17 protein-coding genes are annotated in these 14,960 nt (G+C 65.7%); 13 read left to right on the forward strand and 4 right to left on the reverse strand.

The annotated features are described in order from the left end of the window. Positions 1-13: 13 nt before the first annotated feature. From LV28_RS36045 to LV28_RS36055, 3 genes are read left to right on the forward strand one after another with little or no spacing between them, the layout of a single operon-like run. Entirely contained in the window at positions 14-667 is a 654-nt protein-coding gene (locus tag LV28_RS36045) for a BON domain-containing protein (RefSeq protein ID WP_023874340.1), read from the forward strand. 59 nt (positions 668-726) lie between these two features. Beyond that, positions 727-1,200 (forward strand): pyridoxamine 5'-phosphate oxidase family protein, encoded by a 474-nt coding sequence (locus LV28_RS36050; protein ID WP_023596003.1) that lies wholly within the window; start codon positions 727-729, stop codon positions 1,198-1,200. 51 nt (positions 1,201-1,251) lie between these two features. After that, positions 1,252-1,713 carry a universal stress protein gene (locus LV28_RS36055; RefSeq protein WP_023596004.1) on the forward strand — a complete coding sequence of 154 codons (462 nt, stop codon included), beginning with the start codon at positions 1,252-1,254 and terminating at the stop codon, positions 1,711-1,713. A gap of 36 nt (positions 1,714-1,749) precedes the next feature. Here LV28_RS36055 and LV28_RS36060 read toward each other — a convergent pair whose 3' ends face one another. Then, entirely contained in the window at positions 1,750-2,709 is a 960-nt protein-coding gene (locus LV28_RS36060; protein WP_023596005.1) for a universal stress protein, read from the reverse strand. Between the two features lie 189 nt (positions 2,710-2,898). Between LV28_RS36060 and LV28_RS36065 the strand changes: the two genes are divergently transcribed. From LV28_RS36065 to LV28_RS36085, 5 genes are all read left to right on the forward strand, one after another. Next, positions 2,899-4,149 carry an MgtC/SapB family protein gene (locus LV28_RS36065; RefSeq protein ID WP_038617530.1) on the forward strand — a complete coding sequence of 417 codons (1,251 nt, stop codon included), beginning with the start codon at positions 2,899-2,901 and terminating at the stop codon, positions 4,147-4,149. Between the two features lie 125 nt (positions 4,150-4,274). Then, complete coding sequence (locus LV28_RS36070; protein ID WP_023596007.1) at positions 4,275-4,703, forward strand: Hsp20/alpha crystallin family protein; 429 nt, start codon at positions 4,275-4,277, stop codon at positions 4,701-4,703. 295 nt (positions 4,704-4,998) lie between these two features. Further along, positions 4,999-6,279, forward strand: coding sequence for a putative glycoside hydrolase (locus LV28_RS36075; RefSeq protein WP_038621073.1), 1,281 nt, complete (start codon positions 4,999-5,001; stop codon positions 6,277-6,279). A gap of 219 nt (positions 6,280-6,498) precedes the next feature. After that, positions 6,499-7,002, forward strand: a complete 504-nt coding sequence (locus tag LV28_RS36080) for a BCAM0308 family protein (RefSeq protein WP_023596009.1) — start codon at positions 6,499-6,501, stop codon at positions 7,000-7,002. Positions 7,003-7,052: 50 nt separating this feature from the next. Continuing rightward, a complete protein-coding gene (locus tag LV28_RS36085; protein WP_023596010.1) occupies positions 7,053-7,706 on the forward strand; it encodes a nitroreductase family protein in 654 nt (217 codons plus the stop codon). A gap of 36 nt (positions 7,707-7,742) precedes the next feature. Here the strand turns inward: LV28_RS36085 and LV28_RS36090 are convergent, their stop codons facing one another. From LV28_RS36090 to LV28_RS36100, 3 genes are all read right to left on the reverse strand, one after another. Continuing rightward, complete coding sequence (locus LV28_RS36090; RefSeq protein ID WP_023874336.1) at positions 7,743-8,204, reverse strand: universal stress protein; 462 nt, start codon at positions 8,202-8,204, stop codon at positions 7,743-7,745. 95 nt (positions 8,205-8,299) lie between these two features. Further along, complete coding sequence (locus LV28_RS36095; protein ID WP_038617526.1) at positions 8,300-8,890, reverse strand: rhomboid family intramembrane serine protease; 591 nt, start codon at positions 8,888-8,890, stop codon at positions 8,300-8,302. 20 nt (positions 8,891-8,910) lie between these two features. Then, positions 8,911-9,255, reverse strand: coding sequence for a hypothetical protein (locus LV28_RS36100; RefSeq protein WP_023596013.1), 345 nt, complete (start codon positions 9,253-9,255; stop codon positions 8,911-8,913). A 308-nt stretch (positions 9,256-9,563) separates the two neighbouring features. Between LV28_RS36100 and LV28_RS36105 the strand changes: the two genes are divergently transcribed. From LV28_RS36105 to LV28_RS36125, 5 genes are all read left to right on the forward strand, one after another. Beyond that, the gene (locus tag LV28_RS36105) at positions 9,564-10,028 is read left to right on the forward strand and encodes a CBS domain-containing protein (RefSeq protein ID WP_023596014.1); all 465 of its coding nucleotides are present in this window, start codon (positions 9,564-9,566) and stop codon (positions 10,026-10,028) included. Positions 10,029-10,035: 7 nt separating this feature from the next. Further along, entirely contained in the window at positions 10,036-10,662 is a 627-nt protein-coding gene (locus LV28_RS36110; RefSeq protein WP_023596015.1) for a phosphoribosyltransferase, read from the forward strand. Between the two features lie 52 nt (positions 10,663-10,714). Continuing rightward, the gene (polX, locus tag LV28_RS36115) at positions 10,715-12,535 is read left to right on the forward strand and encodes a DNA polymerase/3'-5' exonuclease PolX (protein ID WP_255315161.1); all 1,821 of its coding nucleotides are present in this window, start codon (positions 10,715-10,717) and stop codon (positions 12,533-12,535) included. 171 nt (positions 12,536-12,706) lie between these two features. Beyond that, on the forward strand, positions 12,707-13,078 hold the full coding sequence (locus LV28_RS36120) for an ElaB/YgaM/YqjD family protein (RefSeq protein ID WP_023596017.1): 372 nt from the start codon (positions 12,707-12,709) through the stop codon (positions 13,076-13,078). A gap of 39 nt (positions 13,079-13,117) precedes the next feature. After that, entirely contained in the window at positions 13,118-14,929 is a 1,812-nt protein-coding gene (locus LV28_RS36125) for an adenosylcobalamin-dependent ribonucleoside-diphosphate reductase (RefSeq protein ID WP_038617523.1), read from the forward strand. Positions 14,930-14,960: the final 31 nt, after the last annotated feature.

Genomic DNA, 14,960 nt, shown 5'->3' on the forward strand with positions numbered 1-14,960 from the left:
ACGGAGACACCTCATGAAAACGGATACCCAGCTCCAGCGCGACGTCATGGACGAACTCGCGCGCGACACCAATATTCATGCCACCGACATCGGTGTAGAGGTTCGCGACGGCATCGTCACGCTATCCGGCGACGTGGGGAGCTTTCTGGAGAAGTGCGAGGCCGAACGCGTGGCGAGCCGCGTGGCTGGCGCACGCGCCATCGTCGTTTCGCTGGAAGTCCAGCCGGCATCGCACGATCGCCATACGGATGCCGACATTGCGCGCGCGGCGCTGGCCATCCTGAAGTGGCACGCCGGACTGCCGCCGGACGGCATGCAAGTGAAGGTGGAGAACGGCTGGGTCACCCTCGACGGCAATGTCGAGCTCTACACGCAACGCGTACAGGCCGAGAGCGCGGTGCGCGCGCTCCGGGGGGTGAAAGGCGTCATCAACGACATCAAGGTGCAAGGCAGCCCGCATCGCCGGGAGATCGTCGGGCACATCACCGCCGCGCTCACCCGTCAGGCACAGCGCGAAGCCCAGCATCTCGACATCTCCCTGCTCGGCAACGGTGAGGTGCTGCTCACGGGCACGGTGCATTCGCTCGCCGAGAAGGAAGCGATTCGGGGCGCGGCCATGTCCACGCATGGGGTCAGCGCCGTGGTCGATCGACTGACGGTCGCCTGACGGGCCTGGCGCGCCTGGCGCAAACCGCGCGCAATGCGCGTCGGTATCGGAGAGCAGCGATGAACACAGACCTGGAAGCCGTTGTCCTGGACATTCTCGACAGTTGTCGGGAATTGTCGCTCGCCACGCTCATGCGCGACGGCAACACGCAATCGGACGTCGTGTGCTTCGTGCACCAGGGGCTCGACATCTATTTCGCCACCGCGCGCGACAGCCGCAAGATCGCCAATATCGAACACGCCGCACAGGTCTCGTTCTGCATCTACAAACCGTACACAGGATGGCCCGACATCAAGGCGATCTCGAGCCATGCGTTCGCGGAGATACTGCCGGACGAGTCACCCGAGCGCTCGCTTGCGATACGTCTGCTCGACACTCGCTTCCCGAACGCGTGGACGCGCATTCCCGAGCACGGGTCAAGTCGCACGACCATCGTCAAGCTGGAATCATGGGCGCTCAAGGTGCTCGACTACAGCCGCGGCTTCGGTCACACGGATATGGTCCCGGTGGCGTCGAAACGCCGCTTCGATTAGGCGCGGCGCGACTGGCCGCACGAACTGTTCAGGCGCAGGGGAGGAGTCATCATGTATCGCAACATTCTGGCGGCGTTCGATGCCAGCGAACCCTCGCAGATCGCGCTCACGCACGCGGCGCGGCTGGCCAAGGCGCTGGGCGCCAGCCTCAGAGTCGCGTATGTAGAGGTTGACCCGGCCCTGTATTTCCCATTGATGGCTGCCGCGTTGCCCTCGATCGCCGATGTCCGCGACTCGGTCGGCGCGGAGACGCTGGCAGTAAGGGAAGCGGCGCTGGACTTGCTTGCGCGAGAAGGGGTTGCAGCGGAATTCGCCACCCTGCCGCTGATCGACAGCCACACCCATATTGCCGACCGGTTGCTCTCGGAAGCGACCCGGATGAAGGCGGATCTGGTCATCTCCGGGTCCCACGGCCGCAAGGGTCTGGCGCGCCTCACGCTGGGCAGCGAAGCGAATCGCCTGCTACAGCACGCCTCGTTGCCCGTGCTCATCGTGAAGTCGCACGCCGCCTGACCCGAACGTCAAGGTCGCCCGGCGGGGCCGAACGCTTCATCCGGCGACATTGACCACCATGAGCGGGCGATCGATCTCGCGCGCCACGCGTTCGTTTTCATGCCCCCTGAACCACGAGAACATACCGCCACGGTCCTGAGCGCCGATGACCACGATGTCGGCCCCCCATTGCGCCGCTTCCCGTTTGATGGCGGCTGCCACGTCTTCGGTCATGCGAGTGTGGGATACGAGCCGCTCGACAGCCATGCCGGCGCCGTATTCGGTCATGATGGCGACCGCACGATCCAGCACGTTTTCCGCCGACTTCACGTCCTGTGCCGGGGAGAGCACGAATTTCCTGAGTTCCGCCAGATCGACACCCCGGTCTTCGATGAACATCGCCATCAAATGAGCACGCGCCGGTGCGAGTTGCATGCCCACGCGCACGGCGTGCAACGACGCTTCGCTGCCGTCGACGGCAAAGAGGATACGCTGCGGCATGCGCAGCGTGGATGCCTCGGCAACGCTGGGCACGACCAGAATTGCCCGGTGCGTATGTTCCGCCAATGAGACGGAAACCTTCGAGGCCAGTAGCGAGAGGATGCCGGCAGACGGCTCCGCGCCAACGATGACCAGGTCGGCATTCCACTCCTCGGCCACGCGTGCGAGACCGGCCGAGATTTCGCCTTTCCCAAGCGCGGGCCCCAGCAACCGCAGTTGCACGGAGGCCCCGCTTCGCTGCAATGTCGTGCGTGCGTGCTCCAGCGCCTCGAGTTCGTCCCGTCTGAGTTCCTCGAAGGCCGCGCTGACATCCGCTTGCGTGCGCGAATGCGGCTTCAGATAAGCGGCCGGGTCTTCGAAGAAACCGAGGACGAGCACGTGCGATTGCGGCGAACACAAGCGGCTTGCGTAGTCGACCGCCTTCATTGAGGCGCCGCCGGCGTCGACGGCCACGATCACGCGTTTGAACGGCCGGGGCGCGCCCTGCGGCGACGCGGGTTTCGATTCGGGGTGCATGGTCGATTTCGCCGGGCAGGGCGATCCGTGTGAGGATGTGAACGATTAGAGCATAGATGTCTGGCTGGCCAAAGCATTGCGCTCCGTCAATATCCGGACACCAGCCAGCGGCGCATGCCTTGCGCGGCGTATGCTGGATGCGTTTCCGAACGCGGTTCGGGCAACTTTCGGTGATTTTCAGGGGACGCGATGACCGGAGCCATGCAAGACCTGTTGCCATTCGCCACGGCGCTGGCGGTCGGATTGTTGATCGGCACCGAGCGCGAGCGGCGCAAGGGCGCCACGCGTGAACGCAATGCGGCCGGCATCCGGACGTTCGCGCTCACGGCAGTGCTCGGCGCGGTGGCCATGCGGGCGGGGGGCGTCTGGATCGTCGCATCGGTCGTGCTGGCGGTTGGCGGATTGCTGAGCATTGCGTATATGCGCTCGCACGACGATCCGGGCATCACCACCGAAACCTCCCTGATCCTGACGTTGCTCCTCGGCGTGCTGGCCCATCGTTCGCCCGGCCTGACGATTGCCATCGGCGTCGCCGTGGCCGGTGTGATGCAGGTACGCTTTCATCTGCATCGCCTGGTCACGCGTGTGGTCACGGAGGCCGAGCTGCAGGACATCCTGTTGCTTGCCGTGGCGGCCCTGGTCATAATGCCCGTGCTGCCGGACCACCCGATCGATACCTTCCAGTCGTTCAATCCGTACACGATCTGGCGATTTACCGTCGTCATGCTGCTGATCGCCGTGGCGGGACATTTCGTGCAACGGGCCATGGGGCCCAATGCGGGGTTGTCGGTCACCGGATTCGCGTCCGGATTTGCGTCGAGTATCGCCACCATCAGCGCGATGGGCTCGAACGCGAAACGCAATCCCGAGTTGGTGATGCCCGCAGCGGCGGGCGCGGTCCTGTCGAGCATTGCCACCATGCTGCAACTGGCCGTGGTGATCAGCGCGATCTTTCCACCGATGCTGGTGCATCTGGCGCTGCCGCTCGGCGCCGGGGCGCTCGTGGCGCTCGTCTACGGACTGTGGGTGCTGTGGCGCGCGAGCCGCGTCGTCGCGCCACAAGCGCTCCCGGTCGGCACTGGCATCGATCTCAAGTCTGCGCTGGCACTGACGCTGAGCATTTCGGTCGTGATGTTCGCGTCGGGGGCACTCACGCACTGGTTCGGCAACGCCGGTCTGCTCGTCGTGGCACTGGTGGGGGGACTCGCCGACGCACATTCCGTTGCCGCCAGCGCCACGGCACTCGCCGAGCAGGGCCATATGAGCCTTGCAGGCGCCAGCTTGCCGATCCTCGCCGGCGTATCCTCCAACGCGCTCGTGAAAGGCATCGTCGCAGCGTTCTCCGGAGGCGCGAGATTCTCCCGGATCGTGGTCCCCGGCATTGCCCTGGTCATCGCCGCCATGTGGGCGGGGTACGCGCTCTCCCTGATGCCGGGGTGAATGCGGCGCCGTCGCGTCTCTTGATCTCGGTCAATCGACCGCACGCCATGGCCTCTAGATTGGATATGTTGCGCACCGGTTCAGACCGGATGCGCACAGCGGCCTTTCAACTTACGGAGTCAGCCATGGCAAACATCACCCGATTCGACCCCCTGAGCTTCGACGAACCCTTCGAAAACTTTTTCCGCAATGCATTCTGGCGTCCGCTCGCAATGGAGAGCAGCAAGCGCATGCAGATCAAGCTCGATGTCGAGGAAGACGACAAGCAGTTCACGGTTCGCGCCGATATGCCCGGGGTGAGCAAGGAGAACATCAAGGTGGCGCTCGACGGCAACCAGGTTTCCATCAGTGCCCACATCAGCAATTCGACGGAAAAGAAGGACAACGGCAACTTCGTGCATCGCGAACGCTACGAAGGCGACATGTATCGCAGCTTCTCGCTGTCGCAAGCCGTCGACAAGGATAAGGCACAGGCGAACTACCGCGACGGCGTGCTCGAACTGGTGCTGCCCAAGCGCGCCGACGCTGGCCAGCGTGAACTGACGATTCAGTAATCGCCGCGAACCGCTGACAGCGTCCGGCATAAACGGGGGGGCGCCGCCGAGGACGCCTTCCGTATGAAGCGAGGGCCGAGTCTCATCCGGCGAGGTCGTGGCGGCAAGAGGTGCCCGCCACGCCCTCCCGTCGGCGACCTCGAACGCACCGTACGCCATGACGTGGAACCCGCTTCGCGGGGTAACGGCCTCGGGCGAAGTCGACATCCCGTCTCATGCCGATTGGCATCCGAACTTCAGCACGGTGCGCACGCGACGCTCATCCGAACATGCATCCGCGATGCGTGGGCCGGCCATGATTAGCCGGCTCCTGCAATTGAGCATGGCATGGCTGTGCCTGCTTGCACAGACGTCATCGGCACAGCAAACCCTGACGGCGAGGGTCGTCGATGCCACCTCCCGTCAACCGATTGCAGGGGCAACGGTGGTCGGTGCGGGGGCTATCGTGCACAGCGCGCCGGACGGTTCGTTCGCCCTCCCGCTGGCGCCGACCGGGGGCGGCGCCAGCGTCCCGTTGTCCCTCAAGGCGGTCGGATTCGCCCGGGTGGAAACCTCGCTTCGTGCCGGCGACGCGAACAACGTCGTCGCAATGTCACGGCTGCGCCCGAAAGCCGTCTACCTGTCGGTATATGGCGTGGCAAATCGGACATTGCGCGACGCAGCGCTCGGCCTGCCGGGGCGCACCGCGATCAACGCATTGGTCATTGATGTGAAGGGCGATCGTGGCATGACGTCCTACCGAAGTCTTGCGCGCGAGCGCATCGGCGCGCAGGCGTATGCGCCGCCCAGGACGCCTCGCATCGAGAATTTCGCGGCGTGGCTCAAGTCGCTGCATGCGCACGGCATCTATCTCATTGCACGCATCGTGGTGTTCAAGGACGACCCGTTGGCGCAGGCGCATCCGGAGTGGGCCGTGCGCGACGCGCAGGGCGATGTGTGGCAGGACCGCGAACATCTGCGCTGGCTCGACCCCATGCTGCCCGCGGTCTGGGCGCATAACCTCGACGTGGCGGAGGAGGCCGCCCGACTGGGATTCGACGAGATTCAGTTCGACTATCTGCGCTTTCCCGACGCCCCCGGCCTGAGATTCGCCAGTCCCAACACCGAACCGCAGCGGGTGGCCGCCATTACCGGCTTCCTGTCGGCAGCCAACGCGCGCCTCGCGCCGTACAACGTCTACACGTCGGCCGACATCTTCGGCTATGTCTGCTGGAATCTGAACGACACGATGATCGGGCAACAACTCGAGACACTGCCGCCGCTCGTCGACTACATTTCGCCGATGCTCTATCCGTCCGGTTTCACCTGGGGACTCCCGGGATGCCGGGCCCCGATCGAACATCCCGGCGAGATCGTGTCGCGCACTTTGGCGCAAGCCGTCGACCGCACCGGGTTGCCCGGCATTCGTTTCCGACCGTGGTTGCAAGCCTTTCGCGATTACGCGTTCGATCGCAGGCCGTTCGGTGCCACGGAAATTCGCGCGCAGATCGACGCGTCGGAAGCCGCGCAAACCGACGGCTGGATGCTGTGGAACCCGCGCAATCAGTACGACCCGGCCACGTTACCGCGGCAGTGACCGCGGCAGTGACCGCGGGCGGCGACGCGCCCCGTGCCATGCCGGGCGGCGCAATGCGAGAGGATTTGATCCAGGCCAAATCGCTCGGACTGTCGTCGCCTAGTGTTGGAGTATCCGGCGCGTGAGCGGCAGGCACGCCGGCATTTCAGCCTAGGTAACACGGGCGCGGCCCGCCGGAACCGGTGCGGAGCCCTCGCCAGACACTCCAGGAGTCGCATCATGAAATTCAGAGCCCGGTCGGCCACGGTTCGCCCCGTGAGATGGGACCACTTTCCGGAAGAGACGGTCCCGGACAGTTACAAGCAACCCGAGGCCGCTCCCGCCCTGGCCGCGTGTCCGGTGTGTCACGCGATTTATCTGCGCGGGCGCTGGCAATGGGGCGTGATTCCGCCCGGCGCGGCCTCGCTCACTTGTTCCGCATGCCATCGCATCGCCGACGGCGTGGCAGCCGCGAGCATCGCCCTGGAAGGGGCGTTCGAAGCGGCGCATCGCGACGAAATTCTGGGGCTCATAAGGCACCGCGCCCAGCGGCTGCATCGGGAGCACCCCGTGGAGCGGGTGATGGCCATCACGTCCAATGAATCCGGAACCACTATCACGACCACCGGTGTACACATCGCGCGCGACATCGCCACCGCCATCCATCATGCCTACGGCGGAAAACTCCACTTCGACTATCAACACGCGAAAGCGCAGCTGCATGTGCGCTGGCAGCGGCCCTGACCTTACGCACTCGGCGCCCGCGTCGGCGGGGCCTTGAAAGGATTCCGACCATGAACGAGCTCAGATTCCCACCCTACGATGCCTTGACGCATGTCCCCAAGGCGAAAGCCGCGTCGGGCTCACCCGCGCTCATCGATCTGCCGCCCCCGATCCTGGGGGGTGGCACGCCGTTGATGGTCGCGCTCGCGCGGCGCAAAAGCGTGCGGGAGTTCTCGCAGGCGTCGCTGAGTATCCAGCAGATGAGCGAACTGTTGTGGGCCGCGGACGGCATCAATCGCGCAGATTCGGGCGGTCGTACCGCGCCGTCGGCGCACGGCGTGAACGAGATCGATGTTTACGCCGCGTTGCCCGAGGGCGTGTATCGCTACGACCCGGCGGCCCACAAGCTGCGCCTGAAGCATGCCGTCGACGCCCGCAATCTCACCGGCTATCAGGACTTCGTGGCCAGGGCGCCACTGGACCTCGTGTACGTGGTCAACCACGCCAGGGCCGATCAATTCCCGCAGACCGAGCGCGACACGTTCGCCGGCGTGGCCATCGGCGCCATTTCACAGAACGTATCGCTCTATTGCGCAGCCTCCGGACTGGCCTGTGTCGTTCGCGGCTGGCTGAATCACCGCTTGCTGGCCAACGCGATGTCGCTCAACGAAGACGAAGTTCCGGTGCTGGCACAAACGATCGGGCACGCTGTCGTTCCGGGCTGAAGGGTTGCCTGATCCGTGTCGTGGGCGCGAGGCGGATCACACCTGATCCTCCTCGTCGCTGCGCACGAGCAGCACCGGCTTGGTACTGGCGCTGACCACGCCCTGAGCCACGCTGCCCACCACGAGTCGCGCGAGTCCGCGCCGGCCGTGCGTGCCGAGCGCAATCAGATCCGCGTGCCAGGTCGCCGCATGCGCGAGGATGGTCTGGGCAATGCGCCCCTTGGCAACCGGACGGGCCACGAGTTCGGTCGAGCAGTTCACGCCGGCGGCTTCGCATAGCCGCTCGCAGGTCTCGAGCACGTCGTGGGCATAAGCCGTCATGCTGCGCACCAGACCGGCCTGATCGATCGCGGCGCTTCCCAACGCAGTGTCGCTGTCATCGGCGACGTAGATCGCGCGGATGGTGGCATGGCTCAGTTTGGCCAGCTCGATCGCCTGCAGCGTGGCCAGACGCGATGCGTGACTGCCGTCGACGGCGATCAGTATCCTGTGCAACATGGCCGTACCTCCGCTGAGATTTTCGAACCCCTTCGTCGCCTCGCGGCCTCTCCGCCGCACTGCTCCGGCGGTCCGGCCCCATGAGGCGATACCCGCTATCCGGCGCGCCGCCGGGGCTTGCGATACCCCCAATACAGCATGAGCGCGGCACTGCCGAGCATTCCCCCCAAATGCGCGAAGTGCGCCACGCCGTTGAGCGTTCCCGTGACGCCAAGGGCCAGTTCGGCAATACCGTAGATCAGGGCGAACAGCCAGGCGGGCATGGGGATCGGCGGCATGAGGATGACGACCGTGCGTCTCGGGAACAGCACGGCGAACGCGAACAACATGCCGAACACCCCGCCTGACGCGCCCACCGTCGGGTAGGGCGATGGAAATACGAAGGAAGTGACAAGCAGTTGCGTGAGCCCCGCACTCAATACGCTCGCGACATACAACGCCAACAGATGCGCCGATCCGATTTCATTCTCGATGTCTCTGCCGAAGAGATAGAGACCCCACATATTGAACGCGAGGTGGACCCAGCCGACGTGCAGCAGGCTGTAGGTCAACAGTTGCCAAAGATGAAACGGCGCGACACCCGTCGAGCCCGTGGGCCAGAGGGCGAGCGCGTTGACTGCCGCATCGGCGGCCGCGAGCTGAAGCAGGAAGGCGACGACGTTGACCAGAACGATGACGAGCGTCATGGCAGTGCGCCCCCGCTTGCCTAATGGAGCGTGCGCGGAAACGGGATGCAGCTCGGGGCCAGGACGGTACCGTCGAACTCGGGAAGCTGTATGCCGTCGATCACGCGACGCGCATAGCCGATCGCGCAGCGTATCGCGCGGTACGGGTCTGAATCCAGCCGATCGTTCAGCGTGATTTCGATGACGACGCCATCGGCCACTCCGTCCTCGGACAGGTCGTCGCCATCGCGCGGCGCAACACCGCGCACGACGGCCACCGGCATATAGCGCCGCTGTGCGCTCGGTACGGTGTACCCGCCGTTACCGACGAGCCTCGCGTGGGCTTCGATCACAAATTCCTTGTAATGCTGTCGCAGCGAAGACATGGACGCTCCTTTGAAAATGAGGGGCATCGGGCGCGCCATCCGAGCGGTGGCCAGCGCCCTCGATATCTGCCATTTATAGCGCGCTTTGCGATGCGCGCCATGACGCAGGTCAAGGCCCGTCACCGCCGCCCCGGGAACGACGGATCGACGCCGCGTTGACTTGCGACAAACCGCAACGGCGAATCGGTGCCAAGCTTCAATCGTCGTTCCGCCGCTGTGTGCCAACGCGAGCCGCCGCTCGGCGGGCCGACCCGGCGCGGCGCGATCCGGCGCAGCGCAAATCCACCGGGGACTCAGGAGAAAACCGAATGAAGATCGAGGAAATCTGTTCGCGTCAGCCCGTGCATATTCCGAGCTCGCGCACGTTGCAGGACGCGGCGATGCAGATGCGCGACAAGCATGTCGGCGCGTTGATCGTGACCGAGGCCGCCCCGGCCGGGGAGCGTGCCATCGGCATGCTGACGGACCGCGATATCGCCCTGAACGCGACCGCCAGCGGCCACGATCCGAGCGAGACGGCGGTCGCCGACGTCATGACGCCGGGGCTCGTTTCCATTGCCGGGAAGGACAACGTGAGCGACGCGTTGCAAGCCATGCTCTCCCACGGCGTGCGGCGTCTGGCCGTGCTCGACGGCGAGGCGGTGGTCGGCGTGGTCTCGCTCGACGACATCATGGGTGCGCTGGCCGCGGACTGGAATATGCTCGCGGCGCTCATTCGCAATGAACAGGATCGCGAGCGCGCAGGTAACGTGCAATCGACGCTCCGGGTCTGAGCGCGCCATGCAATTTCTCGACAGAGCGGACGCCGCACGTCAACTGGCCAAGGCGCTGAGTCCCTACGCGGACCAGCACCCGCTGGTGCTCGGCGTGCCACGTGGGGGCGTGCCGATCGCGGCGATCGTGGCGCAAGCCCTCGGCGGCGATCTGGACGTCGTGCTCGTGCGCAAACTCCGGTCACCCTACGATGAGGAACTGGCCATTGGCGCCGTGGACGAGAGCGGGAACACCTATCTGTTGCCCGACGCGCGGCTTGCCGACATCGAGAGCGCGTATATCGAGCGCGAAAGGGCCGTGCAACTCGAGACATTGCGTCGGCGACGTGCGCATCTCACGCCTGGCCGTCGGAGCACCCGAGCGCAGGGCAGGGTGGTGATCGTGGTGGACGACGGCGTCGCGACCGGAGCGTCCATGCATGCGGCCTTGCAAGCGGTGCGTCGGCAGGCACCGGAGAGGCTGATATGCGCCATTCCGGTGGCGCCGCGCGAGGCCGTGCGCGAACTCGCTCACGACGCCGACGAGGTGATCTGCCTGCAAGTGCCATTGCACTTTGACGCCGTAGGCAGCTTCTATCGCACGTTTTCGCAGGTCGGCGACGACGAGGTGCTGGCATGGCTGCGCGACGCATAGCGCCCAGTGTGCTTCGCGGCGGCACGCCCGCGGACCATCCGCGAGCATCGCGGTGAAGCGTCCGGCGAACAAGTCGGCCGGGCGCAAGACAGCGGCAGATGACACCGTTGCAACCGTGACACCCCCGGTCACGATGGCGGCGGGGACTGGCGGCACGACCAATGCGAGGGTCGTCGCCATCTTCAACGAAATCGCGGATCTGCTGGACGTCGAGCATGCGAATCCGTTCCGGGTTCGGGCGTATCGCAATGCCGCGCGCACGATGGGTGGACTCACGCAGGACGTGAGCGTGATGCTGGCCAACGGCGTCGATCTGGACACGTTGCCGGGCATCGGCGCCGACCTCGCGGGCAAGATCGAGGAAGTCGCGCGCACGGGATCGAGCGAGCTTCTCGAACAATTGCGCAGGCAGACGCCGGGCGAGGTCCAGGCGCTGCTCAGCCTGCCAGGGCTCGGGCCGCGCAGGGTACAGCGGCTCGGCCACGACCTGAATGTGCTGACGATGGACGATCTGGCGACGGCTGCACGCGAGCATCGTATCAGTCCGCTGCCCGGATTCGGTCCCCGCACGGAACTCAGGCTGCTCGAAGCCGTGCAGGCGAGGCTGAACCGTCACCGGCGATTCACGCTGGATGTCGCCTCAAGGGCGGTCGCCCCCCTCGTCGATTACCTGAAGCGCTGCCGCCCCGCGCCAGAGGTGGCCGTCGCTGGAAGTTTCCGGCGAGGACGGGAAACCGTGGGGGATCTGGATATCGTTGCCGCATCGTCCGCGCCGCAGGCGCTGATCGAGGCGTTTCTCGCCTACGGCGAGCGTCGCTCCGTGATCTCGGCGGGGCGCACGCGTGCCAGCATCGTGCTCGCGAACGACATGCAGGTCGACCTGCGCGTGGTCTCTGCCGCGAGTTACGGCGCGGCGCTCGTCTATCTCACAGGATCGAAGCCGCACAACGTCGCGCTTCGGAAAATGGCGCAGGCGCTAGGCCTGAAAATCAACGAGTACGGCGTGTTCCGGCAGGGAAGAAAGCTGGCGGGCAGGGACGAGGCGTCGGTGTACGCGGCGCTGGCGCTGCCCTGGATTCCTCCCGAATTGAGAGAAGACGCCGGTGAGCTGGACGCGGCGCGTGACGAAACGCTGCCGCACCTCGTGTGCGCCGGGGACGTCAAAGGCGACCTGCATGTCCACACGTCGTACAGCGACGGCATCGACACACTCGAGGCCATGGCGACGGCCGCGGGTCGACGCGGCTTTCGGTATCTGGCGATCACGGATCATTCGGCTCACCTTCGGATTGCGCACGGCATGGACGCCAGCCGCCTGGCTGCCCAGTCGGATGCCATCGACGCGCTCAACGCCCGGGGCGGGCTCCCGACAATTCTCAAGGGCATTGAGGTCGACATTCTGGAAGACGGTTCGCTGGATCTTCCTGACGGCGTGCTCGGGAAACTCGACCTCGTGGTCGGCGCGATTCACGATCACTTCGACCTGCCCGCGCAAAAGCAGACCACGCGCCTGTTGCGGACCATCGAGCACCCCCACTTCAGTATCCTCGCGCACCCGTTCGCGCGCCTGATCGACGAGCGCCCTGGCTGCCAGTTCGACGTGGGACGTGTCCTGAAGGCCATGGCGGAGCGAGGCTGCTTCGTGGAGGCCAACGGACAACCCCGCCGGCTGGACTTCTCCGACACAGGTTGCCGGCTGGCGAAGTTGCACGGCGTGAAGGTCAGCGTGGCCTCGGACGCACATCGTGTCGCCGATTTCGACAATGTGGCGTGGGCGCTCTCGCAGGCCCGGCGGGGCTGGCTCGAGGCGGCCGACGTCCTCAACACCCGCTCCGTCGCGCAGTTGCGAACGCTGTTGCGAAGGACGATGTAAGCGGGTGCGGCGCGGGATGGCCCACGATGGCATGCCGGGTCGCCCGATCGTGTCGCCCCGACATTGCGCGAATTTGTCCCATGTCATGGTACGTCGGCACCGACTGCCTATATTGGACTGAGCCGGCGCACCCGCTCCAGGGTGCGCCAACCCTCGCTTGCGGAGTCAGACATGAACGACATTCGTCAAAATGATCCACACGATCGCCAGACGCTCATCAACGATGCCGACGCCCTTCTGGCGGACGTGAAGGCGTTCCTCAAGGACCTTGCCGAGCACGACGAGGCCGGGGTCGCCGAACGTCCCGCCTTCGGCGCACGTCTGCGCGAACTCAATTCGCACCTCGACTCGCTGCGTCACACGAGCCGCGAAACCGCCGCCCGGCTTGCCAGGACGACCGACGGTTACGTTCACGAACATCCGTGGAAGAGCGTGGCCGCGGCAGCTTCCATCGCGGCGCTCGCAGGTGTGGCCGGTGCGATGACGATTCCCATGATCGCGCGACGCCAACACAAGGCGGCGTCGGAGGACGTGCGGCTTTGACGCGCCCACCGGCGCGGTCGCGACCCGGGTCGGCCCGACATGAAAAGCATCCCGGCGCCGGAGATATGCCGCGTCCTACTGAATCAGCGCTACCTGGCGCCGGGCGAGACGACTCATGACGACGTCTTTCGTCGAGTCGCGCACGCGCTTGCGGCGCCGGAACGCGTCGATCAGCGCGCTCGCTGCACACGTCGGATCTACGCGAACCTGATTCGGGGCGCCATCGGTGCCGGGCGAATCATGGCCAACGCCGGCACCCGGAAAGACGCCACGATGGTGAACTGCTTCGTGCATCCGATCGTGGCGCCCGGAGTACGCGTCGCGTCGCCTGAAAGCGTGTCGCTTGCCTTGACGCAGGCATGTCGTACGCTGCGCATGGGCGGCGGCGTGGGGTACGATTTCTCGGCGATTGCGCCGGTGGGTGCCCGGACGCACGCCGCGGGCACCGGGATCGGCGGCGTGTGCGCCGTCATCGAGCGCTTCGACGTCGCCTGCCGGTCGCTGCCATTGCCGGACACGCGAGGCGGCGCCCAGATGGCGGTGTTGCGTTGCGATCACCCGGACCTCGAGGACTTCGTGAGCGCAAAGCGCGGTCGTCGGCGTTGGGCAACGTTCAATGTCTCCGTGGCCGTCACCGACGATTTCATGACGGCCGTCGAATGCGACACCGCGTGGCCGTTGCGCCATGCTGCGCCACCCGACGCGCAACGGCTCGCAAACGGCGCCCGGCTTCTGGCCGACGGGGACTGGTGCTACACGAGCGTGCCCGCGAGACGGCTCTGGCAACGGATCGTCGAGGCGGCGCGCGACAGCGCTGAGCCGGGGCTGCTATTCATCGACACGATTCGTCGCGCCAACGACCTTGCCGATATCGAATCCATCGACGCGACAAATCCGTGCGGCGAACAGCCGCTTCCGTCCTGGGGAAGCTGTGTGCTCGGGCCAATCGACCTCGCGCGCCGGGTCCGTCGTCCTTTCGCGATCGGCGGCTCGCCGGCGTTCGATTTCGTCGAGCTGGGCCGCCTCGTCCATACGCAGGTCAGGATGCTGGACAACGCGATCGACATCACGAAATGGCCGCTGCAAGCCCACGAGGTCGAAGCCAGGAGCAAGCGCCGGATCGGCGTCGGAGTGACGGCGCTGGGCGATACCCTCACGATGATGGGGCTGCGGTACGACTCGCAGGCCGCACGGGAACTGGCGAGCGCAATTGGGCGGTGCTTGCGCGACAATGCCTATGCCGCGTCGGCGGCATTGGCGGCGGAGCGGGGGGCCTATCCGTTGTTTCGCGTCGAGCGCAGCCTGTCGCCCGGTCATTTCGCGTCGGCGCTGCCCGAAGCGGTGCGCGATCTCATCGCCCGGCACGGATTGCGCAACAGCCATCTGCTGTCGTTCGCACCGACCGGCAGTGTCAGCCTGGCATTCTGCGGCAACTGTTCCAGCGGGATCGAACCGGCTTTCGACTGGGTGTACCGGCGCCGGTTGCGCCTCTCGAACGACCCCCAAGTTCTGCCGCGCGATTACCTTCTCGAGAATCGCGCCTATCGCATTTTCCGTGAATTGCGGGGCGATCGCGTCGCCTTGCCTGAAAGCTTCGCGACGGCCGCGCAGATTGACGGCCTCGACCATCTGCGAATGCTCGCCGCGCTGCAACCGTTCGTGGACGGCGGCATTTCCAAGACGGTGCCGTTGGCGCCCAATGCGTCGGCGGAGCAGGTCGCGGCGCTGTTCCGGCACGCATGGCGGGCAGGGCTGAAGGGCGTGACGGTCTTCCGTCTGGAAGCCGCCGACGCCGTGATGCACACGCTGATACCGTCGCACGAGCGCCCGATCTGTGATTGCGGACAATAGCGCCTGCCGTCACGTTGGCAATGCGCCCCGG

It is taken from the genome of Pandoraea pnomenusa, from assembly GCF_000767615.3.
GTDB classification, from domain to species: Bacteria; Pseudomonadota; Gammaproteobacteria; order Burkholderiales; family Burkholderiaceae; genus Pandoraea; species Pandoraea pnomenusa.